Origin of the sequence: Caldicoprobacter algeriensis, from assembly GCF_023838525.1 — a bacterium.
In the GTDB taxonomy this organism is placed as follows: Bacteria; Bacillota; Clostridia; order Caldicoprobacterales; family Caldicoprobacteraceae; genus Caldicoprobacter; species Caldicoprobacter algeriensis.
Genome location: NZ_JAHUQD010000011.1, coordinates 22,269 through 47,901, shown reverse-complemented (window position 1 = coordinate 47,901; position 25,633 = coordinate 22,269). Strand labels below are relative to the sequence as shown.

Here is a 25,633-nt window from a genome sequence, read left to right as displayed (position 1 = left end):
GTAGTCAAAAAAATGGCACCCCATCACAGGTGCCTTACCATCTTATGTCCATATTGCTTACCACTTCTTCTATCTCATGGGTCCTGCTCCTCAACATCAGCTCGCTCACCGCTTCCTTGGGGTGCTTGCCCTCAAACAGCACGTGATACAGCTGCTCAGTTATGGGCATTGAGATGCCGTGCTTGTTTGCCAGCTGATAAGCCGCTTTACACGTCGTAACCCCTTCCACAACCATACCAATGCTGTCCAGCACCTGGTCAAGAGGCTTGCCCTGGCCTATCAAGATCCCGGCCCTTCTGTTGCGGCTGTACATGCTGGTACACGTCACCACCAGGTCACCTATCCCCGCCAGCCCGGCAAACGTAAGAGGATGAGCCCCCATAGCCTGTCCCAGCCTGGATATCTCGGCTATCCCCCTGGTGATAAGCGCAGCCTTGCTGTTGTCTCCAAACCCCAGCCCATCGCTGATGCCGGCCGCCAGTGCAATTATGTTTTTAAGGGCTCCACCCATCTCAACGCCTATGACGTCCGGGTTGGTATACACCCTGAACGTCGGCCCCATGAAAACATCCTGCACAAACTCGGCATCTTCCTTTTTGTAGGAAGCGCACACCACAGCTGTAGGGATATCGCGCCCAACTTCTTCGGCATGGCTTGGACCAGAAAGTACTGCAACGCGCGCAGAAGGTATTTCCTGCTCTATGACCTGCGAAAGCCGCAGCAGCGTATCCATCTCAAGCCCCTTTGCCACGTTGACGATCACGTGGCCTGAAGGTACAAAAGGGGCTATCTGCTGCGCCATGCCCCTTATATACTGCGACGGCACAGCCAGCACCGTCAGCTCTGCACCCCTTAGAGCCTCCTCTAATGACTGGGTGGGAAACACGCCGCTGGGTATCAGTACCCCGGGAAGATACCTTATATTCTCCCTTGCTTTCTCAATCTGCTCGCATATCTCCCTTTCCCGCACCCATAGCTTGACCTGCATGCCCTTCTTGGCCAGCATGGCCGACAGGGCTGTGCCCCAGCTGCCTGCTCCGACAATTGCTACTCTATGTACCATAAGCAATCCTCTCCCTGTGTTTTATGCTCCGGCTTATACATCTGCATTTCGTTTTATATGCTCTCGCTTATGCCTTTACACTTTGTTTTATATGCCCAGAGTCCAACATGTAAAAGAGCGCCCTGCTTTCATCCTTCATTTCGCTTAAATTCATCTCTACTTCTCCAGCTCTGGCTTACTGAACTCTTGCCCGCTCGCCCAGCTTATTTTCCTTCCCCTCTATGAGCCTGGATATATTGCTCCTGTGCCTGTACAAAGCCAATCCCCCAACCAGCACTCCAAACAGCACCATCTTCCAGTCATATCCGAATATGACCAGCAGTATGGGAAACAGAATAGCCGCCGTTATAGACCCCAGGGAAACGTACCCGGTTATGGCGATTATAATCACTCCTACCACAAAGAGTATGGCGCTGATGAGCGGGAAGAGCACCAGCAGCACACCAAACGAAGTGGCTATACCTTTGCCTCCCCTGAAATTGAGAAATACCGGCCAGTTGTGCCCTACAATGGCAGCAAACCCTGCCAGAACAGCCCCTATCTCACCAGCCATCCATCTCCCGATGAGAGTAGCCAAAACCCCTTTCAGGATGTCAGCCAAAAATACCGCAATGCCGGCTTTGACGCCCAGTACTCGAAGCACATTGGTGGCCCCTGCATTGCCACTACCGTACTGCCTTATATCGATGTTTCTGGCTATCTTCCCCGCCAGAAAAGACGGTGGTATGCTGCCCAGCAGGTAACCTGCAAGAACGGCAATAAACAGTTTCACGCTCACACCTCCTAAATTCCAACCTCCCCAACCCCTTATCTTTTCTTTAACTCCTCTGGCGCACCAGCAACCTGATGGGAGTTCCGGTCAGACCGAACATTTTGCGCAGGTAATTCTCCAGATACCTCTGATAAGAATCATGCATGAGCTCGGGGTCATTGACAAACAGGACAAAGGTGGGTGGCTTGACCGAAACCTGGGTGACATAGTAAATCTTGAGCATCCTGCCTTTTTCCGAAGGCGGAGCAGCCACGGCCACCGCATCCGAGATGCAATCATTGAGCACCCCGGTGGAAACCCGCATGGTATACCGGCTGTACACCTCATCCACCAGCTCTAACACCCTGTTTACCCTTTGACCCGTCCTGGCCGATATAAACACCATGGGAGCATAGGCGATAAAGCCCAGCTTCTGCAGAATGCGGTTCTTGTATTCCTCCATCGTATAGGTATCCTTTTCTACCAGATCCCATTTGTTCACCACTATCACCGACGCTTTCCCCTCCTCATGCACCAGGCCGGCAATCTTAGCATCTTGCTCAGCCACCGGCTGGGTAGCATCAAGCATGATGAGGGCAACGTCGCACCGCCTTATAGCGGCCAAGGCCCGCAGTACGCTGTAACGCTCTAGAGCCTCATTTATACGGCTTTTCCTGCGGATCCCGGCCGTATCGATGATCACGTATTCCCTGCCGTCCATCTCAAAAGGGGTATCAATGGCATCCCTTGTGGTCCCTGGAATATCGCTCACTATAACCCGCTCTTCGCCCAGGATACGGTTTACCAACGAAGATTTGCCTACATTGGGCCTACCCACCACAGCTATCTTTATCACTTGGTCTTCTTCCTCTTTAACCTCTTTATCGGGCAGGTGTTTCACCACCCTGTCCAGAAGGTCGCCTATCCCCCTCTTGTGGGTTGCTGAAATGCCAATGGGCTCACCCAACCCCAGGCTGAAAAAGTCCAGTACCATCGACTCATCTTCACGGTTATCAATCTTGTTTACTGCTAGCACCACGGGTTTCTTAGTCCTGCGCAGGAGGTTGGCTATCTGCTGGTCTGCCGGCGTTACCCCCACCTGCCCATCCACAAGAAATATAATCACATCGGCGGTATCTATGGCAATCTCCACCTGTCGCCTTATGTGGACCAGCAGCTCATCATCGCTTTCAGGATCCAATCCTCCTGTATCCACAAGAGTAAATTTCCTATTGAGCCACTCGGCATCAGCATAAATCCTGTCACGTGTCACCCCTGGCTGGTCATCCACTATGGATATCCTCTTGCCAACGATTTGATTAAAAAATGTAGATTTTCCGACGTTAGGGCGACCGACAATGGCCACTATGGGTTTATCCATTTCTCCATCACACCCCTCTTTCAACGGCATCTATCTATCTTTGATATGGCTTCAAGGAGCTCTCTTCCGTCCACTGGAACCGGAATAGCAGGAACTCCCAGCGATGCGCTTAAGCTTTCCAAGGTGATATCGTCCAAAAACACGTCTTCACCTCTGCGGAGCATGGTAGAGGGTATGAGCAGTGCCTGTCCCAAATCTTTATCCTTAAGCTGGGCTATCATATCTCCTCCCGTTATCAGCCCTGCCACCGTAACGCTTTCTCCAAAAAAGCGGTTGACAACGGGATAAACGTGCACAGTCACCCCCATGGCCTGCTGTACCCTGTCCATCAGTGCCCTGATGGTAGGATAAGCCGATACCCCCGTAGCCACAGAGACCTCCCTTGCAGCCACACTTCTTTCGCGGTAATCATCAATGGCCTCGTCGAATTCATGTACCAGCTTGGCAATCAATCCCACCCCGTTCTCGATCTGCGGGAAGTCCTCGTATTCCTCGTAAGGCGGAAACTCTCTACCAGCCAGGATATACAACTCATCGGCCGCAAACACAAAAGCGGTATCGCTTTCCTTGCGACATTTCCTCTGCCACCTTTCCACCTGCTCCACAACCCGGGCGGCAGACTCGGCATCAAAGGGCAGTATGTCCTCCAGCTCCTGACGGTGTTTGGTCAGGCCAACGGGCACCACCGCCACCGACTTTACTATAGACCTCATGTTCCACAGGTCGGACAGCGTGCGATCCAACTCTGCACCATCGTTCCAGTTACGGCACAGCACGATCTGGCAGTGTATGGATATACCTGCCTTTTCAAACTCCTTCAAGATGTTGAGTGCCTCACCCGCCCGCCTGTTTCCCATCATCCGCTGGCGCAGCTGGGGATTGGTGGTGTGCACCGACACATACAAAGGGCTTATATGCCTGGACGTTATTCGCTTTACATCCTTTTCGGTCAAGTTGGTAAGGGTTATATAGTTCCCCATCAAAAAGGACAGGCGCCAGTCATCATCCTTATAGTAAAGGGTGGAGCGCATCCCCCTGGGCAGCTGGTCTATAAAACAAAATATGCAACGGTTACGGCATACCCGCTGCCTGTCCATGAGGGGCTGTTCAAAGTTCAAACCCAGGTCCTCATCAGGGTCCTTTTCGATCTCCAGCTCCCATACCTGCCCATCGCTCTTCTCTACAGTAATGTTTACCTCGTCGCTGCTCGTCCATTCCATATAATCCAGTATATCCTCTACCGCCTGCCCGTTGACGGCCAGCAAAAAATCTCCCGGCTCTATACCCACCTCTTCAGCAATGCTGCCAGCCTCTACTCCTGCAATCCTGTGTTTTTTAACCAGCTTAAACCTCTCCCCATTTAAAATTTATTAGCTGTTTATAGTATCTGCTACTAAATATGGTCACACTTTTATTATCATCCAAAATCCGCATCAAGTCAATAACAATCGTTTCGCGCAGCAAGAGTCTGCTTGACCCTGGTCACCAAATCCACCAGAAGTGGATAGCTCCTCCTTATACCCCATATGGTCATAGGCCTGCCTATAAACGGGATGCCCAGCTTTCTGGATGTAATCCCGCCTATGGCGGTCATGAGATGAAGCTGCACCATAGCGCTGACGAACAGCACCTCCCGCTGGGAAATGCCAGTGGCGTTGAGATAGCTCTTAATGGCGGGTATAACCACGCTTTTTCCATCCTTCATCCCCACTACGTAAACATCCCATCCCAGGTCATCCCGTCCCATGTATATCGGCGTGCCCAGCTCTTTATTATTCATTTTATCATAAAAGGGTATGGCTTTAAACTCGTAAGTTTCGGGTATGCGGTCATGGGGAAGATAATTCAAGTGGATGGAAGCGCACGTGATGGATGTATGAGCCCCTCCATAGCAGTGATAAAACAGCACCCTCACCCGTTTCACCTCTCTTTGTTCTTTTGTCTGGCCTCTTTTAGCCTTTGCTTTTCCCCGTCAACGGCTTTGGCCAGACATCTGTATTTATGCCCAAACCAGTAATAAAACAGCTTTTCACAGAATCGAGCGTTGACGTCGTGGGCCAGCAAAAAGCCTATAACCCTGGGCAAAAAGCCTTCCACCCGTCCTGCATCTATGTGGTACAGCTCCTCGTCCAGCCCAAATATTCTATTCACATTGGTCTGGGCTTTCTGGATGACCGAAAAAAACCTTTTGCACCCAAGGGCATATATCTCCCTTAGCTCTTCGTCCACTCCCACATATATTAAATTCCCGTACTGTTCTCCGTATAAGCGGCACATCTCAAAATGTCCTTTTATGAGCTTACCGTTGGGAAGCCTGTCGCCTTTGTATAATCCTGTATGAAGTGCAGCCATCAAATACGCTCCATAAGTTCCCCTGTAACCGCAGTATATGACTTTCAACTTCGGTTTCTCCTCTCTCAAAGCTCTCTTTAAATTAAAGCCTTAAACTAATTCTATGGGTAATATTGCAAGTTGAAGCGCCGCTTTATCAAGCGAACATCACGAAAATTTAAGTCTGCAGCATAGGCCTTTACAAAAACACAAAACCGAGCTGCTGGGCCTGCCAGCAACCCGGTAACCGATGAGTTCATTCTCTGTCCTGCCGGTCTTTATCGGAGGAATTCCCCGTAATCTTCGAAAACATCTCTCTGGGGCCACCGCTCAGTGCGATAAATATCCCTATTCCAAAGGCCAGCAGCAGTACCAGCCACAGTATTCCTCTTCCCCCTCCGCGTTGTGTTTCTTCATCTATAGGCCTCGGTCGATAAGTCCCCTTGTTCTCGCCTTCCTGCGTCTTGCCCTGTATGGTACCCCCAAACATGGCCTTGTTCACCACATCGGCCATATACCGTGCAGACCTCTGCGCCGATTCCTTGCTGTTTTCATGAGTGCCAAACTCAAATATCAATGAGCGCGGGGAAAGCTCCTGATTATACGCTCCTGCCCCTATATATATATCCTTTATAAGCCCGGGATACACCTTGTCGGCCACGGCTTTGATCTTGTAAGCCAGCTCCTCGTTGGCCTTTCTGTTCTGGTTCCTTGATCCTACCACTATTCTAACCTTAGTCATGGGCTGCCCTGCCACCCTTGTAACGTAAACGTAGCCGGGCACGGCATCCCTGTGTATATCAAATATGGCAGCAACCGGCGAATACTGCCTTATCAGGTTGATGGCCGTCTGCCTGGAACGCCTGTATGCCCCGGCATCATGAGGATCGTGGGGCGTTTTGTCAAGCACCGCGTTAATTCCCCTCTCTCGCAAGGCATCTCTGAAGGCCTCGGCCACATCGAAAATGCCTCCACCACCAGGTCTGCTATGGGTACCATCTGATGGCGCATAGGATTCATCGCTATGCGTGCAGTACAGCAGTATATTCCCTCGCTTATCAACCTGTTGTGCCAGTGCATCCACCGAACCTGCAAGCTCCTCTACTTCAGGGAGTTTAACATCACCCATGTATTTGACCACAGCCTTCTTTTTTTCTTTGTCCACCGAGATGACGGAATAGCATTTATTATCGCTGCTGATGTATTTATCCTTTACTAGCACTTCTCTTGCCATCATGGTAAGCTCTTTGCCTGCCTCATCAACCAGGGTATAATACCCCAGCTCTTCTTCAAACCAGTCGTCGGCATGTACATTGGGAGCATGCCAGTTTAGAGCAATGGCAATCAAAAAGCAAAAAGCAGCAACCCAGCTCGCCTTTCTACTCATTCCCATCACCTCCCGCATTACCACCGTCATCCCCGCCCTTTTTCATAAAAGAACCGTCCTGATAGACCATGGCTTTTTTGGCCGTCCCGCCCTGTATCCTTTCACGGAACTCCCCTACAACCTCTGCCAGTAACACTGCCAGCAAGCCGGCAATCACCACAGCATCAACCGCTCCTGCACCTCCCAAACGAAGCCTAGTTGGGATGCCCCTCAACATGTTTTCAACCCACTGGCCCAGGTCTGCCAGAAGCACTCCCAGCACACCTGCTATGAAGGAGGCCCGACGCGAGCGTCCAAACAGGTAGCCGATAACCCCTGCGATGACCCCGTAGACGTAGTTTGGGTCGATCATGATGGTCTCAGGCTCTGAAGGCATATAGCGCCCGGCAAGATAGACGCCCAAAGCCGATAGCACAGCCGCTACAGCTGCTCTGGCTCTTTCCATTCCCGTACCGGCTTTGGCAAACAGATATATGACTAGGATAAGCGGAACAACAGCTCCGCCGATATTTATATAGAAATTTCTTCCCAGCGGTATGTCCGGGATGAGGCTGCCTACAAATATGGCTAACATAAACAGAACAGCCGTTTTGTCGCTCAAGCGCATCCTATCCACTATGCGCTGGCCAACGCCAAACAGCACTAAAATAGTCGCTACTATAAGGAGCGTCAGTCCCAAAGGCATTGTACCACACCTTTCGCTTAATATTTGGCTTCCATCTTATGTTTCCCTAGGTACAAGCATTATATTCTTCAAGGAGTCATAACACACAGGAACTGTAATATCCAAAAACCACAACACAGACTTTAATATTTCATGCTGAACTTGCCCAGGTCAAATCCTAATATATAGCATATAATTCCCAAAAACAGTGAGCATAAGATATAAACAAATGCATTTATTTTTTTATTTTTCTCAAAGAAATTGAATCCCTCATACATGAATGTTGAAAAAGTAGTATAAGCGCCCAAAAAACCGTCAGCAAAAAACAGGTATGCACTTCGGGTTATATCCAGGCTGCTCACAACTCCCAATAAAAATGCCCCAGTAATGTTTATTATAAAAGTTCCTATTGGGAAAGCTGTGTCCAATCTTTTTGATATAAGCTTGCCCAATATAAATCTTGTTATACTGCCCAAAGCACCGCCTATACAAACCAAAACCCAGGCCATTTATTTCATCCTTTCTTCAATTTATTTCGCCTTGTTTTAAAGTGCTATTACTGCGATTTTTTAGTATTACAGGTGCAACCTTCCGCACCAAATAAACGCCAGAGTACACCGCAGCAAATCCCAATACTGCCGAAATAGCCATATAAGTTACGGCCAGGATATAAAATCCTTGACGCATAAGCTCCACTGTCTCCTTACACAACGTTGAAAAGGTTGTAAAAGCTCCTAATAATCCCGTCGTAATTCCCAAATGGATATGCGTATCAAATTTACACATTTCAAAAGCGACAGTCAAAATTAAAGCCAGCATAAAACTGCCCATAGCATTAATTACCAGCGTATTTATAGGCATATTTTTGTAACCATTTATTTGTATTGCCTTTATAATAAATCTTAAAACAGCTCCTAAGCTTCCTCCAACACCGATGAATATATATTTTTTCATCTTATCTACCTCCATTATCATATATTTTCAGTACAAAATTTGTTTCATTTTTTTATTCCCGGTTCACCAACACACTTCTCTACAGCTTTTATCCATGCTATCCTTTCCTCATTGCTTTTGGGTTCATCGACAAACCTGTAATCGGATCTCCTTTTAATCTCGTTTAAAAGATTCAAAAGCATCTTAAATTTATCAAGCTGAACAGACATAATTTCCCTCACAATACTTGTATCCCCACAATAATCTAAAAGCTTAAACAGCAGAACATCTATGAAATTATCAACGTTTTTATTGATGAGAACACATATAGGGCATGCATCATCTTTTAAGCTATCCTTTAATTCATAATAGACCATATCCATAAAGCTCCCCTCCAACCCAAAACAAAAAACTCCTACAAATAACATGAAAGTTATTTGTAGGAGTCATCAGCGTTCTTTACGCGTTTATGGCGGACTCCATCGCCCAGTATTTATTATAATAATATAGCACACAAAAATCAACATAACAATAAACCCCTGCACAAATACAAATGCGGCATCAATAAGGCTTGCATATAATCTCGTGTATCCTGGTCTCAAGAATGCTGCTGGCATGGGATGGCGTGAGTATCACGGCGGTATCAGCACCCTCGCTGGTACCACCAACCGCGATTATAGGCTGGCTGTACGGTATCAAGCCTGCATCCAGGGCCATAACAGAAATCTCCACGCACACCTTCACACCCTGACCAAACATCCTGAGGGTGTGGGCCATTATCTCTACCGGATATGTACCGCCGAACTTCCTGCTCAATCCCCTTTCTGCCCCGCTGAGCACATGAGTGGTGGTGAGGACCTTAAGCCCGGATGCTATGAGTTGCTGGCGCACTTCGTCGGGCATCTCGTTTTTGCCCTTTTCGCTAAAGCCGTTTACGTGCGTCACGCACACCACTTCTAAATCCTTTGCATCCTTAAAAAAGCTGGCGGTGTAGCCTGAACATGATGCTACGACTATATGGCGTATTCCCCTCTCCCTGGCGGTTTTTAAGGCTAGCTCCACCGTCTTTTCGGTGTTGTGCTTGCCCTCAGCTTTAAAATACACTTTGCATCCCCCTCCTTGCTTGTATTCCATGTTGTTTATATTCCATTAATGTATGATGGAAACAAACCATTCCCCCATAGGGTAGCGATACCTATAACGCGAAACATCATGCAATTTGCGCTTTTTACTTAACTGCTGTCTACTCCCCCTCTGTTCACACTATCCATAAAACTAAAACAAACCATCCCTGCCATTTTTCAAGCTCTCCAGAATTTTGAACTGATTCCAGGGATAACAATCGGGTGGAAAGCTCTTGAACACCATGTCTTTCTTTAAAGTGGGGTGAACCAGCTTAATTACCGCAGACCACAGAGCAAGCTGCTGCCCCGGCCTGTTTACTTCCTGGCCATACTTTTGGTCCCCATAAAGCGGAAAACCCTCAAAGGAAAACTGGGCCCTTATCTGATGTGGCCGGCCGGTGATCAGATTTATCTTGACCAGGCTTAAAACCCCGGCGTTTTCAGGGGTATCCAGGCTCTCCAGCACCTCATACTCCAGTATGGCCTCTTTTGCACCTTCTCTAGGCCCTTCAAAGCAGCGCACCGTATTGGTGGCACTGTCCTTGTAAAGATAATGTTGAAGCCTTCCGCTTTCTGGCGGTCTTCCCCGGACCACCGCAAGATAGACCTTCCCAAAGCTTCCCCTGCGCACCTGGTCGGATAGCCTGGATGCAGCCTTGGAGGTCCTGGCAAACACCATCACGCCCCCCACAGGGCGATCCAGGCGGTGAACCAGGCCCAGATAGACGTTGCCCGGCTTGTTATACTTCTCCTTTATATACTGCTTCAATACCGACAGAAGGTCAGCATCGCCGGTCGCATCCCCCTGTGTTAGCATGTTCACCGGCTTTTCCACCACTAAAAGATGGTTGTCCTCATATAAAACCTTTACATCTACATCGCTATTAAACTGCATTTTCACCCAATCCCTGTTTTAATTTACAATTGTTCACTGCCAATGGTGGATAATGGTATTTGATGAACTTTCTTCAAACCGGTCCAGCTCAGCTATAATCTCTTTGCAACCGCCATATAATGATATCCGTTAAGACCGTATATCACCCCTACCTCTATTATAACCACATTTACAATCAGCTTCACTTATGTTGTCTCACTTCAAACAGCTTAAAAATGTTTATTCTCCCTGGCTACAGCTGATTTTGCTGCAAACTTAATTTGTTTAAACGCAGCTTGATAAAATTATCCAGCTTCCATACAGTTTACAGATGCTTGGCTATAGCCATTGTTAACTTGACATATTACTCCAGTTATTCCACCTCTATACAGCACCTCTATGCAGCCAATTACTTTGCCTCCATGCAGCTTATGTACACCCTCCTGCGCCTGGGGCCATCGAATTCGCAGAAATACACGCCCTGCCATGTTCCCAGCACAGGCCTACCGTTTGAGATGATGATATGGCAGCTTGAACCCATGCAGGAGGCTTTAATGTGGGCATGGGAGTTTCCCTCAACGTGCCTGTAATCCCCGTGCACCGGAAAAGCCCTATCCAGCGCCTTTATGATATCATGCACCACATCGGGGTCGGCGTTTTCGTTGATGGTTATCCCTGCAGTGGTATGGGGACAGAACACCACCGCTATGCCGTTTTGAACGCCGCTGTCCCTTATGGCCCGCCCCACCAGATGGGTTATATCGATAAACTCTTCGGCTTTGCTGGTCGAGATGGAGTACTCAAACAGGTTACCCATTTTAGCACACCTCACACTTCATTATCTATTTAGACTCTACCACTTTTTCGGTTTCATTTCAACAAAAACAAAACCCCCCTTCAAAAACAGGGGGGTATTATTTTCGGCTTATTTGTTTTCCGGCTTGTAAATCAACGCTTCCTCATCGATGTACAACTCGCAGTGCATGGGCTTGTTCTCCAGCTTTTCAGACCCGCTCAACACCTCTATCCTGTACATCGAAGACCTGTACCAGTTCAGCCGGGGTTTTACCTGCACAAATGCATAGTCATCCCTTATGCTCCCCAGCAGGTAATCCCAGTTAACATAGTGGTTGAACTCGTGAATTATGTCGGTAATGGCTACGTTAAACTTATTAACCAGCATTTGCTGGAAAAGGTTCCACTTCTTCAGAGAAGATTCAGTACGGGTCAATCCAAAGTATCCTGCACAACCCTCACCGCGGAGCCCGATAAGCCCTCTGGTCATACATACATCCAGCGCCTCCAGCGTCTCCGGCGGATCGGTGTTAAATGTATCGAAACGCCCCACATACTGTTCGGGAAGCTTATCTCTGAAATCGTACTTTTCAGCCTTCACAGGCAGACCCAATTGGCCGGCCTTTTTGTTGATGTACTCAACCAACCTGTCGTCAATCTCCAGGACCACTACTTCTTCCGGCAATCCCGACAACCCTGCGGCAATGCTGAGCAGGTCGTCATCTCCCAGAACCAGCAGCTTTTTCCCCTCCAGGTCTCCCCTCTCGGCAATCAGGGCTATCCTGCTCACAACCGTCTGTGTGGTCACATACCCCTGGTCATAGTCCAGGATGGCTTTAGGCCTGTCAACAGTCACTTCATCGAATTTTTTGGCCAGTTCACTCAAAGCCTCTCTCCAAAATCCTCGCCCCTCACAGGTGGGACACATATAGTCCTTTTGGGCAAATATTTTATTATCGCTCAAAAACTTTTTACCCTCGGGCGTTAAAATTATATCTCCCTGTTCATCGATGTTTACCAAACCCCGGCTTCTCATAACCTCTACTATCTCTGCAACCACGTTAAAGGGCTTCTGTGACGTACAAACGATCTCCCAGAAGTGAGAAGTTCTAGCCAGTCCCGACATTACCTTTTCAACATCCCGCACAGTGGTTTCAACCTTCGTCTTTTGATGAACCTGCTTCGCTATTTGTTGAACGTCCACGCAATCACCTCCTTTGAGATTTAAAAAAGGACCCTGCTTAACACAAGGCCCACAAAACATCACATCAAACAAGGCTCCATGTCACAACGCTAATCATTATACAAATTTCCCCTTAATAAGTCAAGAGAGGCTGGTGAAATAGTGAAATACCTTTTACCAGCCTCTATCCGCATACCTGTCCTTTTCATCCAATTTATCGATCTCCAAACCATACATGGGCTCGCCCAGGTCCTCTGACACCTCTGCCAGCACCTTGGGATCGTTATAGTGCTTGACTGCCTCGACTATCGCTCTGGCCATCTTCTCAGGGTTGGAGGATTTGAATATACCCGACCCGACAAACACTCCATCGCATCCAAGCTGCATCATGAGCGCCGCATCGGCAGGGGTGGCTATTCCGCCAGCAGCGAAGTTGAGAACCGGAAGTCTCCCGTGCTGGGCCACATACTCCACCAGGTGGTAGGGGGCTCCCATCTCCTTCGCTGCTATTATCAGCTCCTCCCTGGACATGCCCTGCAGGCTCCTTATCTCGGCCATCATAGTCCTCACGTGGCGCACCGCTTCAACCACATTACCAGTACCGGCCTCACCCTTAGTTCTTATCATGGACGCCCCTTCGCCTATCCTCCTCAAAGCCTCGCCCAGATTGCGTGCTCCGCATACAAAGGGCACCTTGAATGGCTTTTTATCGATATGGTACCGGTCATCGGCCGGCGTCAAAACCTCGCTCTCATCGATATAGTCGATACCTATTGCCTCTAGTATCTGTGCTTCCACAAAATGGCCTATCCTTACCTTGGCCATCACAGGTATGGACACCGCCGCCTTTATCTCCTTAATCAGCTTGGGATCAGACATACGGGCTACACCACCATGCCGTCTTATATCGGCCGGCACCCTCTCCAGAGCCATCACGGCAACCGCCCCGGCCTTTTCTGCAATGACAGCCTGCTCGGGCGTCACCACATCCATTATGACCCCGCCCTTTAGCCTCTCGTTTAGCTCCCTGTTCTTCTCAAAGACCTGCTCCATAACAAATCCTCCTCCACACAATTTTTTACAGGCTGAATCAATAAATTGTTGCGATACATTCGCTTTTATTGTATAATTGTATTGTTAGTGTTATTAAATCACAAAAATGTTATGCTGTCAATAAGGAGCGGAGTAAATTTTTAATCACCTGTAAAACCTATTTAAGGAAGCTGATAACAAAAATCAAAGCAAAAACAGCTGAGGATTGAAACGTTTTAAGCTCATCATCCCAAATTGATTCCTTAAATTCATGGAGTTGAACTCGCTGCAGCTTCGTTGATGCAGGTTTACGAATTGAATTTCACAAGACAGCCCTGTTGACGCAAATTTGTGGGCTCCAATCTATTGGCTGAGATGTATTAACTTGAGCGTATGGGTTCAAGCGGGTTGGTTGAAATGCATTGGTTCAAGTATATTGGCTCAAGCGGGTTGCTTAAGGGTGTTGGAACCAGGGGGCGACGCAATTGCCTGATGCCCACCCAAGCTAAAAATCAAACACCAAAAAGACACAAATGATAAAGCTTTGAGAGCGAAAGGAGAAGTCCGTCTGTGGATAAGAAATTGTCTATATACCTTGACGACAGCATTGATACGCCTTTGTACATCCAGCTTTTTCTGCAGCTTAAAAACCTGATTGTAGAAGGGGTTTTCCGGCCAAACGACAAGCTTCCCCCCATCCGAAAGCTGGCACAGCAGCTGGGGGTAAACACCATAACGGTGGTCAATGCATACAAAAGGCTTGAAAGCGAAGGGCTGGCCTACTCCATAGTGGGCAGCGGAACATATGTCGCATCCTCCACCAGGCATGAGCAGCCATTACATCTCCGGGATGAAACCGAACACCTAAAGATGATGGAAAAGGGGCAAATACAACTCAGGGAGGATACTATAAACTTTGCAAGTACCACGCCTACTCCTGATCTGTTCCCCGTTGATAGTTTCAAGGCTCTCATCAACAGGGTTCTGGATCGGGATAAGGGCGAGGCTTTTGGGTATCAGCAGGTCCAGGGCTACCAGCCCTTGAGGCAGTCAATTTGCGATTATCTAAAAAACTTTTCCATAGACGTTCTGGTGGATGATATACAGGTGATCTCGGGAGCCCAGCAGGGAATAGACATCGTTTCAAAAGCCCTGATTGAGTACGGCGACTGCGTGTTCGTCGAAAGCCCCACTTACAGGGGTGCACTGGAGGCTTTCAAATCCAGGGGAGCCAAAATAGTCGAAATACCCATGCAGGAGGACGGCATAGACATCGAAACCCTGAAACACAGGCTAGCCACATATAATCCCAAGTTCATATATGTAATGCCCAACTTTCAGAACCCAACCGGGTATTCTTATTCGCACGAGAAAAAGCTGGAGATGCTGAAGATAGCTCGTGAGCACAATGCTTTTATCGTGGAGGACGATTTCCTCAGCGAATTGTCGTTCACCGGTAGCCCTTCTCTACCTTTAAAATCGCTCGACAGGTGCCAGGTAGTGATATACATCAAGAGCTTCTCCAAAATATTCATGCCGGGGCTGAGGCTTGGTTTCATGGTTGTGCCCGAATCCTTGCGCGGCAGGGTTCTTGCAGCCAAGCATACGTCGGATATCTCGACCTCTGGGCTTATACAGCGGACGTTTGACCTGTATCTCAGAGAAAACATATGGATTGAACATATAAACTACATGAAAGAAAAGTACAAAAAGAGATATGAAATCTTTCTAGAAGCTGTAAAAAAGAGCTTCCCCAAAAGCATAAGGTACAAAGCCCCGGGCGGAGGACTGCATATGTGGTTTGAACTGCCCCCAGGGTACAGCGACCAAGAGCTGTATGCCCGGTGCCTCAAAAGAGGAGTGCTCATAACACCCGGCTCCCTGTTTTACAGCAAAGGCGCCGACACAAGCCATTTCAGAATGAGCTTTGCTGCAGTACATTCGGCTAAAATAGAGACGGGGGTCAGGATAGTGGGAGAAGTCCTTCACGAATATCTAGGAGAAAGCACGGCTCCCGCCATACAAGCCCAGGAGTACAGCCCCTTCCTGTAGGCTGGGCATACTTCGTTTTCGGACCTGCACATAAGCCTGTCCGAAAGTTCATTCGAGTTACGGCTGTACGGGCCATAATCGTTATGTTGTCGCTGTGATCGTATTCGTAGGCCACTTTATTAGGATGACAGTCCTTATATATTGACTACCCTGTCCGGCCATTTGACACAAACCCTGCCGTCAACAGCCAATAGATGTCACTGTGCCATCCTTTTTAACGCCTGCAGGTCCTTGATCCGCACCGAGGCTCGATGGAAGTCTATGATCCCTTCATCCCGCATGCTGCACATCTCCCTTGACAGGGAAGGCCGCGACACGTTCAGAAAATCTGCCAGCTCATTGCGATTCATGGGCAACATAAAGGTGGTCTTCCCTGTCTTTTTGTACTGTTCCAGCAAATAGGTGCTTATCTTGCCCCGTATGCTCTTTATGGACAAATATTCCACTTTTCTGCTCAATGTAAGCGCCCGTTCAGACACCATCATGAGCATATTCTCGATGAGCTTCCTGTGCCATGGGCACAGGTGTCTACACTCCCCCACAATCTTCTCCCGGCTTATAAAAAGCGCCTTGCATGGCTGCTGCGCCTCAACGGTCACCGGCCACTGGGATTGCGAAGAAAAAGCCACAATCTCGCCAAACACATCCCCGGGCTTGAGCAGCACCATTATGACCCGCGTTCCGGCGATGTTTTCCTTGTAGGCTGCCGCCTCTCCCTCCAGCACGATCCCTATACCTTGGAACTCTTCCCCAGCTACGGCCAAGTAATTCCCTTTGCCATACTCCTTTATCTTTGGCTCAAGGCACTTCAGCATTGAAGCAACTTCGTCTCTATCAAAGTCTCTGAATAACTCGGATCTGGAAAGCACTTCTACATAGTTTTCAAACGCCATATGACCACCCTTTAACTTTTTTGTAACACCAGATACCGACACGCCGATTGTAATTATAATATAATAACCGCAGCAAGACAACAAAGTAGAAAGCACCAACGCAATGAATTTTTGTAAAAGGAGGTAAAGATCTGTGATAAGGAAAATTGTAAAGATCGACCAAGAGAAGTGTAACGGCTGCGGCCTGTGCATAGACGCCTGTCACGAGGGCGCGCTGCAGCTCATAAACGGCAAGGCCACCCTGGTGTCGGAGTCGTACTGCGATGGACTAGGAGCCTGCCTGCCGGAATGCCCTATGGGAGCCATCACCATCGAGGAGCGTGAGGCACAGCCCTTTGACGAAGAAACGGTCAAGCAGCATATAATGCAAAAGATGGAAGGGACGCTGCCATGCGGCTGTCCGGGCACACAGGTCAGGGCCATGGAAAGGCCTTCTGACATGTCGGCACAGCAGCAGGCCCATGTACCGGTCGAGTCACAGCTGCGCCAGTGGCCATGCCAGATCAGGCTGGTACCGGCAAACGCGCCTTACTTTCGCAACGCCCATCTACTGGTGGCAGCCGACTGCACCGCATACGCCTACGCCAGCATTCACCAGGACTTCATGCGCAACAAGATCACGCTCATCGGCTGCCCAAAGCTGGATGATGCGGAGTATTCAGATAAGCTAACCGACATCCTGAAATACAACGACATAAAGAGCATTACAGTTCTCAAGATGGAAGTTCCCTGCTGCAGCGGTCTGGCATATGCGGTAAAAGACGCTCTTATTAGGAGCGGGAAGATGATTCCATGGCGCGTGGTCACCATCTCGATAGACGGGCATATCATCGAAGACTGAGTAAAACGGGCACTGCCTGACCAATTAAAACCGTCAAGGTAATGGCTGACTAAAATTGGCATGGAATGCTTATATGGGAACCAGTGTGGAAGTCGAAAACAGAAAAGCATAGTGTTTTTGTAAACGTCTTTGCGTAATTGACATTAACTCAAAATATTTTAGACAAATAAATCTTCAAGAGGAGGTTGATATGTTTATGAGCATGTTCTGCAATCAATGCCAGGAAGCGGCAAAGGGTACAGGATGCACGTTAAGAGGAGTGTGCGGTAAAACCGACGATGTGGCAAATCTGCAGGACCTCTTAATCTATGTGCTGAAGGGAATATCCGTCTATACCACAAAATTGAGAGAGGCAGGCATTAAGACTTCTGAAGCCGATAAATTCATCATTGAAAGCCTGTTCTCCACCATTACAAACGTCAACTTCGACAAGAAATACTTTGTGGAGAGGATAACCCAGGCGCTCAACCTAAGGGATCAGCTGAAAGAACAGGTGATGAATGCAGGCATAAAGCTGGACGAAAATCTCCACGATGCCGCTGTGTGGACAGGTAAAACCCTAGAGGACTTTGAGGCAAAAGCAATAACCGTGGGCCTGCTTGCCGAAGAGAACGAGGACATACGTTCTTTAAAGTCGCTGGTACTGTATGGTGTTAAGGGTATGGCAGCCTATGCATACCATGCTCGAGTCCTGGGATATGAGGATGATGAGGTGTACGGCTTCATGCAGAAGGCGCTGGCCACGCTCCTTGACGACAGCCTAACGGCCCACGATCTGGTGGCACTGGCCATGGAAGCAGGCAAATACGGGGTTCAGGTTATGGCACTGCTGGATAAGGCCAACACATCCACCTACGGCAATCCCGAAATCACCAGGGTAAACATCGGCGTGAGAAACAATCCCGGTATACTGATAAGCGGCCATGACCTGAAAGACCTTGAGGAGCTGCTGAGGCAGACAGAAGGGACCGGCGTAGATGTCTATACCCACGGCGAGATGCTCCCTGCCCACTACTACCCGGCATTCAAGAAGTATGAGCACTTCGTTGGTAACTACGGGAACGCCTGGTGGAAACAGGACAAGGAGTTTGAGAGCTTCAACGGGCCTATCCTGATGACCACTAACTGCTTGATACCGCCCAAGGATTCCTACAAGGACAGGCTGTACACCACCGGCGTAGTAGGCTATCCCGGAGTCAAGCACATTCCGGTTCGTGAGGACGGTACAAAAGACTTCTCCGAGATAATCGAGCATGCCAAGAGGTGTGCACCGCCTACCGAGATTGAGACCGGGGAAATTATAGGGGGATTTGCGCACAACACCGTGCTCAGCCTGGCCGACAAAGTAGTTGAAGCTATAAAAGCAGGAAAGATTAAGAAATTCTTTGTGATGGCGGGATGCGACGGCCGGATGAAGAGCAGGGAATACTACGCAGAATTTGCCAGGAAACTGCCGCACGACACCGTCATACTGACAGCTGGATGCGCCAAATACAGGTACAACAAGCTGAGCCTTGGAGACATAGACGGCATACCAAGAGTGCTGGACGCAGGGCAGTGCAATGACTCCTATTCCCTGGCCATAATTGCACTCAAGCTCAAAGAAGCCTTTGGGCTTGAGGACGTAAATGAGCTGCCCATAGCTTACAACATCGCATGGTATGAGCAGAAAGCGGTCATAGTGCTGCTTGCGCTGCTGTACCTGGGCGTGAAGAACATCCACCTGGGCCCAACGCTGCCCGCATTTCTGTCCCCCAACGTTGCCAAGGTGCTGGTTGAAAAATTCGGCATTGGCGGCATAACCAACGTGGACGATGATATAAAGATGTTTATGGCCGAGTGACCCGCAAGGCCAATGGCTTATAATGGTTTATGAAAACCCAACGGCTGAAATAATGTAAAAGTTAAAAGGGCTGCCCAATGCGGTCAGCCCTTTTTTTATTCTCACGCACAAATGATAAATACCTTAACTTGAATACTTTACCGTAAACCATTCTACACATAAGACGCTGTGCATACGGAAATCAATGCCTGCTTATACCGACAATAAGGGCCATGAGATTTAAACCTCGTATTCTATGGGCCCTCAATAACGGATATAATTTAAAAACAGAGTTCACTCCCCTTTTAAGCCCCTTCTGTATAAATCTCAACCCCTTCTACCGTTTGTAGCTCTTCCATCAATTCCTCTCGTTTCATACCACGGGGAAGCATCACATAAAACTTGGTTTGAACCCACGGCTCATCGGTGGGTTCTATTTTTATATCCCTTATCTGAACGTTCAAGCGCCCCATACACTCGGTCACTTTTGCAATCTGGCCCGGAACGTTTCGTATGTCAAGCTCAATCTCCTCTATTTCTGATCTCTGTTTAAGAAACCTTTCCATCTTTTTGAGCAGTATCAATGTAACATATGCCAGCACTGCGACAAATATGGCCACGCCGTACAGGCCGGCGCCCACCGCCAACCCGATGCACGCTACAACCCACAGGCTGGCAGCAGTGGTTAGACCGCGTACTCTGGCCTTATCCTTGAGTATGGTACCGGCTCCCAGAAAACCGATGCCGCTTATGACCTGGGCGCCCAGCCGGGCCGGGTCCAGATTGACTATGTCATGGTATAACATAAACAGGTGCATTGACGTGACCATTACCAGCGTAGAGCCCATGCAAACCAGCGTATGAGTCCGAAATCCAGCTGGCCTGTTTGTGATCTCTCTTTCCAGCCCCACAAGCCCGCCCAGCACCATGGCCAGAACCAGCTTAAAGACATCCTCCCAAAACATAGTTCCACTGCACCTCGCCATACAAACCAGTGCACTTATACATTGATTTGCATGGTTGGGGTATTTATAATCCGCCCTCTAGAGCTGCCCCAGCCCCAACAGGCGGTATTTGGAACAGCCCAAACAAAGCCGGGATACAATTCACGCATGGCTTTTTAGAAACTCTACCGTCTTCTCAATTACCTCCTGTTCCCACTCCCATTTATTGAACGTGTGATCAGCTCCCTCTATCACGTGCAGTTTGGCTCTATCGCCATATATTTCCAGATATCTGTAGGATGTCTTAAGAGGCACAGCTTCATCCCTGTCTCCGTGTAAAATCAACACCTGTTTGTCATAAGGAACGGCTATTTTAAATATGTCCAGGGATTGAACATCCTCCACAAAAGCTTTACCCACAAGATTTCCGCCCAGGTCAAAGTACTCCATAGAGCTTATATCGATTCCTGCGGCCTCGATCTGCTTTATCCTCTCCTGGATAAGCTGTCCCATATTGCCGGCCGGAGCCCACAGGCAAAGAGCGGCAATGTCCTGCGGATGGCGCCCTGCCAACATGCTGGCCACCGCACCGCCCATGCTCAAACCCACGGCAAAAATCCTGTTTATGTCCACAAACTCCAGGCTTTTAACATAGTTTAAAATCGCTTCAGCATCGTCAAGCTCCCCTGACAGCGTCATGTCCTTGAATTCTCCATCGCTCTCACCGCTTCCCAAAAAATCAAACCTCAAACTGGCGATACCCGCCTGCTCCAGCCTCCTCGACAGCTTGACAAATATAAAATGCGGTTCCATCTTGTTGCCGGTAAAACCATGGAATATTAAAGCCGTTGGAAGCTTTCCAGACACGCCCTCGGGCTTGTGCAGCATCCCTCTCAACGTCATCCCATTTTTATGTAACTCAACAGCTTTTTGCATAAACGCATACCCCCTATGTCTTGATTTATTAGTCTTTGATTAATCCCCTGTTTACTAAAAGTATACTATATTTTCCCGGTTAATTACTACAATTTGGTCGCATTTTTATTTTACCATACGGTTTTACAGGCAGAAAACATCAGGCGAGATACCAGCGCATGACACATCGCTGTGAGATAAGCAGTGCCAGTGATACTCGCTAAAAATATTTGAGGAATAGGGCTTTAAAGCCCTATTCCTCACTTGGGCTGCATCCTGTTGAGCAGCTCATTGATCTCCTTCACAAAACCCGACAGTGGCCTGCCCCGACCTATATCCCTGAAAATATCCCGTATACGGCTTACCATGTCAGGATCGGCGGTAACAGCTACTCTATTAATCCTGGTATCGGTCCTTTTAACCACCTGATCGATCTTTTTCTTTATCTCGTCGGTCATTTTACCCTTATACTGCTCGCTGAACTGCACTCCTATTATGGCGGTATTGCCGCTTATGACACATGTGGCCGACTGGATCTCCTTGAGGTCAGCCACGTTATCGGCAATACGGCGTGCCCTGTCTACATACTGCCTGTTGTCAACCCGGGTGGGCGTCACATTGGGCGCAGGCGGCGTAGTGGGCGTTCTGGGTGCAGTCCACCTGGTTGCACGCGGCACGTTTTCGGTGCGCTGCCGCGGCACAGGCCTTTGCGTACAAGCAACAACAAATATTAAAACCAGTAACACACAGGCAAACAAAACAAGGGACCTTCTTAATTTCATAGTTATCGCCTCCTTGTTCTTAGTTTGCCTGCTGCACTGGTTTTTATTTGATGAAATATAATGCAACCCTGTATAAAGTTGCTACACTTTAAAAGTTACACTTCAGTCTCATTTTGGGTTTTTATTAACCAACTTTTCCAAATTTTGCTTGTAAGGCGGATATACAATTCCACGATCAGTGATTATAGCAGTCACATATTCGTTTGGCGTCACGTCAAAAGCCGGGTTGGCCACCTTCACCCCGTGAGGCGCAATCCGTATTCCACCTATATGGGTGACCTCGCGCTCGTCCCTCTCTTCAATGGGAATATCCTCGCCGCTCTCCAGCGAAAGGTCAAAGGTGGACACCGGAGCCGCCACATAAAACGGAACCTTGTTCTCCTTTGCCAGCACCGCCAGGGTATACGTGCCTATTTTGTTGGCCACATCACCGTTGGCGGCAATCCTGTCAGCCCCTACGATGATGGCCGATATGACGCCCTTCTTCATGAAATACCCCGCCATGCTGTCGGTGATCAGGGTAACCGGTATGCCCTCCTCCATCAGCTCCCAAGCAGTCAGCCTTGCCCCCTGCAGATAGGGGCGGGTCTCATCGGCGTATACCGAGATATTTTTGCCCGCCTCGTGGGCCGCCCGTATCACCCCTAGGGCGGTGCCATAGCCTACAGTAGCCAGCGCACCGGCATTGCAGTGAGTAAGCACCACATCGCCATCCTTTAAAAGCTGCTGGCCAAAGTGGCCTATCCTGCGGTTTGTCTCAACATCCTCCTGTGCCATCTTGTCGGCCTCTTTGAGCAACATATCCTTGATATCGTCGACTGACCTCTGCTTGTTGTCAAAGGCCACCTTCAGCATCCGCTCTATGGCCCAGAAAAGGTTGACAGCCGTAGGACGGGTATTTTTAAGCACATGCGCCACCGCTTCAACGTGTTTGAGAAACCCTTCCACATCATCGCCCTTGTATTCAGCAGCACCTAGCACCACCCCATAAGCTGCCGAAACGCCGATTGCGGGAGCTCCCCGTACTATCATATCCTTTATCGCCCTAGCCACGTCGCTGTAGGTATAGCACTCCACATACTTCTTCTCGTGTGGGAGAAGGGTCTGATCCAGAAGGCAAAGTCTATCGTTTTTCCACTCAATAGGCCTGATAGTCGCTCCCTCCTTATCCTTGTTATCTTCACCCATGCGTCTGTACATCTGCTGTGCCACGGTTTTTAAGCTATGATTCTGCAAGTTTAATTTGCCAAATCCAAGCATTACAGGGTTTCTCATTAAGAGATCAAATCACTTGCAGCAGTCACACTCAACGTTTACGTCCATCTTCTCAATCATGGCCATTATGAGGTTCCTCACCTTATCGTTATTCTCCTTGAAGACCCTAAAGACCTCTTCCTCGGTCACTGGCGCTATATCGTCGCGCCCTTCAAGCCCGGCATCGTAATCGGTGATGAGCGCAATGTTCACATAACACATGCCCAGCTCCCGAGCCAGAATCACTTCGGGGTACTGGGTCATATTTATAACCTCCCAGCCCATGCTGCTGAACCAGCGGCTCTCTGCTTTGGTCGAAAACCTGGGGCCTTGTATAACGACCACCGTGCCACCATCGTGGATGGTTATGCCCTGCTCTCTGCCAGTCTCCACCGCCAGCTTGCGCAGTCTGTGGCAGTATGGGTACGCAGCGCTTACGTGTCTCACCACCGGTCCCTCAAAAAACGTGTCCTCCCTGCCCCATGTCCTGTCGACAAACTGGTCACACACCACGAAATCTCCGGGTTTGATGTGGGGCTGCAGGCTGCCCGAGGCGGTGGGCGCGATGATCTGCTTGACTCCCAGCTCCTTCATGGCGTACAGATTTGCCCTGTACGGGATCCTGTGAGGCGGATATCTGTGGTCCTTTCCGTGCCGCGGAAGAAAAGCTACCCGCTTGTTCCCTACCCTGGCCAGGGCAATCTTATCGCTGGGTGCCCCGTAGGGGGTAGGTACTGTTATCTCCTCCACATCCTCTAAAAAGGAATAAAATCCTGAGCCACCGAATACTCCTATATCAGCCTTGTGTTCCATATCATCTGCGGCGCAAAACCTCCAACCCGTGTCAGCCTGGATCTGCTACAAACCACCGCCATGGCCTGCCCAATTGAAAAAACATATACAAAGCTCACAGGCCATGACGGCATTGTCCTGCACAGCACGGGTTGGAATATAAAGCGCCTTCCTCCTTTCTTTCTAAAAATTTTAAACTTTTGTTTTTCTGTTCAGCGCAAGCTTGCTTGAGAAAACACCTTTGCTTTAAGCCAATCTAATGTGCAAAACAGGACAAAATTTAAAAATTTGCTGGTGCCCGGTACACCGTATTATACCATATGCTCGCCTGGCTATTACAATTCCGCCTTTACTGTTTGCAGCCAAGCACGGGCGATGAGCGCATGTCCCGCCTGAGAGGGATGAACCCCATCAGGTGCCCAAAACTCCGGCTCGCGTTTTGCGGCAGCTGCCGCAAAAATGCCATCCAAGTGGACATACAGTGCACCAAACTCCCTGGCCAGCTCCCGTACAACCTGAATCTTTGGGTCCAGGTCCTCCCGCCACATCTTGCGGTCCTCCGGCACCGGGAGTACAAAAGGCTCGCAAAGGATGATTTTCGCGTTCAACTTTTCACGAACCTCGGTCAAAATCCTTCTGTACCCCGCCGCAAACACCTCTACCGGTGTGGGGTCATTTCTATCATATCTGCGCCAGCAGTCGTTTATGCCTATCAATATGGACACCCACGAAGGATTAAGGTCTATACAGTCGCGCTGCCATCGCTCGACCAGGTCTCTTACCCGGTTACCGCTTATTCCCCGGTTTATAAACCTCACCCTCTTTTCGGGGTAAACGGCGTTAAACCAGGCCGCTATCATGTTGGCATAGCCGTTCCCCAGGTCTCGGTCATCGCTCCTGCTTCGCCCGCAATCGGTGATGCTGTCGCCCTGAAACAATACCACTGCCCCATCCTCTATCAAAGTGCTCATTTTAAAGACCTCCTTATCCTTAATGTTTAGTTTAATATTGTCTGTTGGATTGCATTCACTTCTATATGAACATTTTAACTCCGCTGTACATGAAATACAGTGAAAATCCAATTAAAAACAGCCCTAGAGCAAAGATTATCCAGCGATATACGAAGTCACTTAAAATCTTCTTACCTCTAGATACCCCAACAGAGACGGCAGAGTACCATATGAGGTCTGACAGTATGTGACCTACATAGAAAAACGCCACTCCCAAAAATCCCAGGGCATAAGCCTGGCGTATAAGCTCCATACCGGTGGTGGCCCACCACATTATAAAATACGGGTTGGTAATGCTGACCGCTGCACCTGCCAGTACCAGGTTTTGAGCGCTGAAACGGCCTTTGGCGCCATCCTGTATGGAAACAGCGTTGCACACAGCCGATTTCACCATGTCATAACCCATCCACATCAAAAAAACTCCGCCCACCAGGCCTATCAACCCCGCCACCGTGGGGTTTGCAAAAAAATCCTTCAAACCAAACGCCATGATGATAACCAGCATCAGTTCCAAAATCCCATGCCCGGATACCACCAGCGGACCAGCTACAGAACCCCTCTTGAAGCTCCCGTCAATGGTGACGCCCAGCATGGGCCCCGGCATCATAGCACCTGAAAAACCTATGATAAGTGCGCTTAAAAATATCCCCCATAGGCTCATATCAACTCATAATCCCTTCTCTCCCTGTCAAAATCTAGTTGAAAATATTTTACCACATTTTTACCTGCTCCGCAAAAGGGAAACTCAACCGGCCTTTCGAAGCGGCGGCTTCCTTTATCCCTTGCCAGTTGATTGAAGCAAACTCATGC

28 protein-coding genes and 1 riboswitch are annotated in these 25,633 nt (G+C 48.9%); of the genes, 3 read left to right on the top strand and 25 right to left on the bottom strand.

Features of this window, described 5'->3' with window-relative positions:
- Positions 1 to 34 precede the first annotated feature (34 nt).
- The 16 genes from KVG29_RS07860 to pdxS all read right to left on the bottom strand — a co-directional run bounded on the left by KVG29_RS07860 (position 35) and on the right by pdxS (position 13,539).
- Entirely contained in the window at positions 35 to 1,063 is a 1,029-nt protein-coding gene (locus KVG29_RS07860; protein ID WP_252227692.1) for an NAD(P)H-dependent glycerol-3-phosphate dehydrogenase, read from the bottom strand.
- 175 nt (positions 1,064 to 1,238) lie between these two features.
- The gene (plsY, locus tag KVG29_RS07855) at positions 1,239 to 1,835 is read right to left on the bottom strand and encodes a glycerol-3-phosphate 1-O-acyltransferase PlsY (RefSeq protein WP_252227691.1); all 597 of its coding nucleotides are present in this window, start codon (positions 1,833 to 1,835) and stop codon (positions 1,239 to 1,241) included.
- A 46-nt stretch (positions 1,836 to 1,881) separates the two neighbouring features.
- A complete protein-coding gene (der, locus tag KVG29_RS07850; RefSeq protein ID WP_252227690.1) occupies positions 1,882 to 3,195 on the bottom strand; it encodes a ribosome biogenesis GTPase Der in 1,314 nt (437 codons plus the stop codon).
- A 20-nt stretch (positions 3,196 to 3,215) separates the two neighbouring features.
- Complete coding sequence (locus tag KVG29_RS07845) at positions 3,216 to 4,520, bottom strand: DUF512 domain-containing protein (RefSeq protein WP_338084630.1); 1,305 nt, start codon at positions 4,518 to 4,520, stop codon at positions 3,216 to 3,218.
- 113 nt (positions 4,521 to 4,633) lie between these two features.
- Positions 4,634 to 5,119 carry a DUF3189 family protein gene (locus tag KVG29_RS07840; protein WP_252227688.1) on the bottom strand — a complete coding sequence of 162 codons (486 nt, stop codon included), beginning with the start codon at positions 5,117 to 5,119 and terminating at the stop codon, positions 4,634 to 4,636.
- Positions 5,116 to 5,595, bottom strand: a complete 480-nt coding sequence (locus tag KVG29_RS07835) for a DUF3189 family protein (protein WP_252227687.1) — start codon at positions 5,593 to 5,595, stop codon at positions 5,116 to 5,118. Before KVG29_RS07835 ends, KVG29_RS07840 begins: the two co-directional genes overlap by 4 nt.
- A gap of 187 nt (positions 5,596 to 5,782) precedes the next feature.
- A complete protein-coding gene (gene spoIIP, locus KVG29_RS07830; RefSeq protein WP_252227686.1) occupies positions 5,783 to 6,913 on the bottom strand; it encodes a stage II sporulation protein P in 1,131 nt (376 codons plus the stop codon).
- Positions 6,906 to 7,598, bottom strand: a complete 693-nt coding sequence (locus KVG29_RS07825) for a DUF1614 domain-containing protein (protein ID WP_252227684.1) — start codon at positions 7,596 to 7,598, stop codon at positions 6,906 to 6,908. Before KVG29_RS07825 ends, spoIIP begins: the two co-directional genes overlap by 8 nt.
- Before the next feature lie 122 nt (positions 7,599 to 7,720).
- Entirely contained in the window at positions 7,721 to 8,086 is a 366-nt protein-coding gene (gene crcB, locus KVG29_RS07820) for a fluoride efflux transporter CrcB (RefSeq protein ID WP_252227683.1), read from the bottom strand.
- 16 nt (positions 8,087 to 8,102) lie between these two features.
- Positions 8,103 to 8,531: a fluoride efflux transporter FluC gene (locus KVG29_RS07815; RefSeq protein WP_252227682.1), complete on the bottom strand. Its 429-nt coding sequence runs from the start codon at positions 8,529 to 8,531 to the stop codon at positions 8,103 to 8,105.
- A gap of 44 nt (positions 8,532 to 8,575) precedes the next feature.
- Positions 8,576 to 8,893, bottom strand: a complete 318-nt coding sequence (locus tag KVG29_RS07810; protein WP_252227680.1) for a hypothetical protein — start codon at positions 8,891 to 8,893, stop codon at positions 8,576 to 8,578.
- Positions 8,894 to 8,943: 50 nt separating this feature from the next.
- Positions 8,944 to 9,006: riboswitch (Fluoride riboswitch) on the bottom strand.
- Positions 9,007 to 9,071: 65 nt separating this feature from the next.
- Positions 9,072 to 9,614, bottom strand: a complete 543-nt coding sequence (locus KVG29_RS07805) for a pyruvate kinase alpha/beta domain-containing protein (RefSeq protein WP_252227679.1) — start codon at positions 9,612 to 9,614, stop codon at positions 9,072 to 9,074.
- Between the two features lie 171 nt (positions 9,615 to 9,785).
- On the bottom strand, positions 9,786 to 10,529 hold the full coding sequence (locus tag KVG29_RS07800; RefSeq protein ID WP_252227678.1) for an RluA family pseudouridine synthase: 744 nt from the start codon (positions 10,527 to 10,529) through the stop codon (positions 9,786 to 9,788).
- Between the two features lie 388 nt (positions 10,530 to 10,917).
- Positions 10,918 to 11,325: a secondary thiamine-phosphate synthase enzyme YjbQ gene (locus KVG29_RS07795; RefSeq protein ID WP_252227719.1), complete on the bottom strand. Its 408-nt coding sequence runs from the start codon at positions 11,323 to 11,325 to the stop codon at positions 10,918 to 10,920.
- A 108-nt stretch (positions 11,326 to 11,433) separates the two neighbouring features.
- Complete coding sequence (locus KVG29_RS07790) at positions 11,434 to 12,507, bottom strand: bis-aminopropyl spermidine synthase family protein (protein ID WP_252227677.1); 1,074 nt, start codon at positions 12,505 to 12,507, stop codon at positions 11,434 to 11,436.
- Positions 12,508 to 12,660: 153 nt separating this feature from the next.
- Positions 12,661 to 13,539, bottom strand: coding sequence for a pyridoxal 5'-phosphate synthase lyase subunit PdxS (gene pdxS / locus KVG29_RS07785; protein ID WP_252227676.1), 879 nt, complete (start codon positions 13,537 to 13,539; stop codon positions 12,661 to 12,663).
- 549 nt (positions 13,540 to 14,088) lie between these two features.
- On the opposite strand from pdxS, the gene pdxR reads away from it, so the two are divergent.
- Positions 14,089 to 15,570: a MocR-like pyridoxine biosynthesis transcription factor PdxR gene (gene pdxR, locus KVG29_RS07780; protein ID WP_252227675.1), complete on the top strand. Its 1,482-nt coding sequence runs from the start codon at positions 14,089 to 14,091 to the stop codon at positions 15,568 to 15,570.
- Positions 15,571 to 15,767: 197 nt separating this feature from the next.
- Here the strand turns inward: pdxR and KVG29_RS07775 are convergent, their stop codons facing one another.
- On the bottom strand, positions 15,768 to 16,463 hold the full coding sequence (locus KVG29_RS07775; protein ID WP_252227674.1) for a Crp/Fnr family transcriptional regulator: 696 nt from the start codon (positions 16,461 to 16,463) through the stop codon (positions 15,768 to 15,770).
- 133 nt (positions 16,464 to 16,596) lie between these two features.
- On the opposite strand from KVG29_RS07775, the gene KVG29_RS07770 reads away from it, so the two are divergent.
- Both KVG29_RS07770 and hcp read left to right on the top strand, forming a co-directional pair.
- Positions 16,597 to 17,304: an ATP-binding protein gene (locus tag KVG29_RS07770; RefSeq protein WP_252227673.1), complete on the top strand. Its 708-nt coding sequence runs from the start codon at positions 16,597 to 16,599 to the stop codon at positions 17,302 to 17,304.
- 196 nt (positions 17,305 to 17,500) lie between these two features.
- A complete protein-coding gene (gene hcp, locus KVG29_RS07765) occupies positions 17,501 to 19,147 on the top strand; it encodes a hydroxylamine reductase (protein WP_252227672.1) in 1,647 nt (548 codons plus the stop codon).
- 284 nt (positions 19,148 to 19,431) lie between these two features.
- Here the strand turns inward: hcp and KVG29_RS07760 are convergent, their stop codons facing one another.
- From KVG29_RS07760 to KVG29_RS07725, 8 genes are all read right to left on the bottom strand, one after another.
- Positions 19,432 to 20,091: an MgtC/SapB family protein gene (locus KVG29_RS07760; protein WP_252227670.1), complete on the bottom strand. Its 660-nt coding sequence runs from the start codon at positions 20,089 to 20,091 to the stop codon at positions 19,432 to 19,434.
- 141 nt (positions 20,092 to 20,232) lie between these two features.
- Positions 20,233 to 21,006 carry an alpha/beta hydrolase gene (locus tag KVG29_RS07755; protein ID WP_252227669.1) on the bottom strand — a complete coding sequence of 258 codons (774 nt, stop codon included), beginning with the start codon at positions 21,004 to 21,006 and terminating at the stop codon, positions 20,233 to 20,235.
- A 239-nt stretch (positions 21,007 to 21,245) separates the two neighbouring features.
- A complete protein-coding gene (locus KVG29_RS07750) occupies positions 21,246 to 21,767 on the bottom strand; it encodes a YhcN/YlaJ family sporulation lipoprotein (RefSeq protein ID WP_252227668.1) in 522 nt (173 codons plus the stop codon).
- 108 nt (positions 21,768 to 21,875) lie between these two features.
- Positions 21,876 to 22,967 (bottom strand): S-methyl-5-thioribose-1-phosphate isomerase, encoded by a 1,092-nt coding sequence (gene mtnA, locus KVG29_RS07745; RefSeq protein ID WP_276576462.1) that lies wholly within the window; start codon positions 22,965 to 22,967, stop codon positions 21,876 to 21,878.
- 87 nt (positions 22,968 to 23,054) lie between these two features.
- Entirely contained in the window at positions 23,055 to 23,834 is a 780-nt protein-coding gene (locus tag KVG29_RS07740) for an S-methyl-5'-thioadenosine phosphorylase (RefSeq protein WP_252227667.1), read from the bottom strand.
- Entirely contained in the window at positions 23,813 to 23,962 is a 150-nt protein-coding gene (locus KVG29_RS07735) for a hypothetical protein (protein ID WP_252227666.1), read from the bottom strand. Before KVG29_RS07735 ends, KVG29_RS07740 begins: the two co-directional genes overlap by 22 nt.
- Before the next feature lie 186 nt (positions 23,963 to 24,148).
- Complete coding sequence (locus KVG29_RS07730; RefSeq protein WP_252227665.1) at positions 24,149 to 24,784, bottom strand: SGNH/GDSL hydrolase family protein; 636 nt, start codon at positions 24,782 to 24,784, stop codon at positions 24,149 to 24,151.
- A 61-nt stretch (positions 24,785 to 24,845) separates the two neighbouring features.
- Positions 24,846 to 25,484: a LysE family transporter gene (locus KVG29_RS07725; protein WP_252227664.1), complete on the bottom strand. Its 639-nt coding sequence runs from the start codon at positions 25,482 to 25,484 to the stop codon at positions 24,846 to 24,848.
- Positions 25,485 to 25,633: the final 149 nt, after the last annotated feature.

Bases quoted from the DNA above. Each gene is read 5' to 3' on its own strand.
- KVG29_RS07800 (WP_252227678.1), bottom strand. From the start codon at position 10,529: ATGCAGTTTAATAGCGATGTAGATGTAAAGGTTTTATATGAGGACAAC.
- crcB (WP_252227683.1), bottom strand. From the start codon at position 8,086: ATGGCCTGGGTTTTGGTTTGTATAGGCGGTGCTTTGGGCAGTATAACA.
- KVG29_RS07755 (WP_252227669.1), bottom strand. From the start codon at position 21,006: ATGCAAAAAGCTGTTGAGTTACATAAAAATGGGATGACGTTGAGAGGG.
- KVG29_RS07730 (WP_252227665.1), bottom strand. From the start codon at position 24,784: ATGAGCACTTTGATAGAGGATGGGGCAGTGGTATTGTTTCAGGGCGAC.
- mtnA (WP_276576462.1), bottom strand. From the start codon at position 22,967: ATGTACAGACGCATGGGTGAAGATAACAAGGATAAGGAGGGAGCGACT.
- pdxS (WP_252227676.1), bottom strand. From the start codon at position 13,539: ATGGAGCAGGTCTTTGAGAAGAACAGGGAGCTAAACGAGAGGCTAAAG.
- spoIIP (WP_252227686.1), bottom strand. From the start codon at position 6,913: ATGAGTAGAAAGGCGAGCTGGGTTGCTGCTTTTTGCTTTTTGATTGCC.
- KVG29_RS07740 (WP_252227667.1), bottom strand. From the start codon at position 23,834: ATGGAACACAAGGCTGATATAGGAGTATTCGGTGGCTCAGGATTTTAT.
- KVG29_RS07815 (WP_252227682.1), bottom strand. From the start codon at position 8,531: ATGAAAAAATATATATTCATCGGTGTTGGAGGAAGCTTAGGAGCTGTT.
- KVG29_RS07775 (WP_252227674.1), bottom strand. From the start codon at position 16,463: ATGGCGTTTGAAAACTATGTAGAAGTGCTTTCCAGATCCGAGTTATTC.
- KVG29_RS07725 (WP_252227664.1), bottom strand. From the start codon at position 25,484: ATGAGCCTATGGGGGATATTTTTAAGCGCACTTATCATAGGTTTTTCA.
- KVG29_RS07795 (WP_252227719.1), bottom strand. From the start codon at position 11,325: ATGGGTAACCTGTTTGAGTACTCCATCTCGACCAGCAAAGCCGAAGAG.
- KVG29_RS07825 (WP_252227684.1), bottom strand. From the start codon at position 7,598: ATGCCTTTGGGACTGACGCTCCTTATAGTAGCGACTATTTTAGTGCTG.
- hcp (WP_252227672.1), top strand. From the start codon at position 17,501: ATGAGCATGTTCTGCAATCAATGCCAGGAAGCGGCAAAGGGTACAGGA.
- der (WP_252227690.1), bottom strand. From the start codon at position 3,195: ATGGATAAACCCATAGTGGCCATTGTCGGTCGCCCTAACGTCGGAAAA.
- KVG29_RS07810 (WP_252227680.1), bottom strand. From the start codon at position 8,893: ATGGATATGGTCTATTATGAATTAAAGGATAGCTTAAAAGATGATGCA.
- KVG29_RS07760 (WP_252227670.1), bottom strand. From the start codon at position 20,091: ATGTTTTGGGAGGATGTCTTTAAGCTGGTTCTGGCCATGGTGCTGGGC.
- KVG29_RS07860 (WP_252227692.1), bottom strand. From the start codon at position 1,063: ATGGTACATAGAGTAGCAATTGTCGGAGCAGGCAGCTGGGGCACAGCC.
- KVG29_RS07750 (WP_252227668.1), bottom strand. From the start codon at position 21,767: ATGAAATTAAGAAGGTCCCTTGTTTTGTTTGCCTGTGTGTTACTGGTT.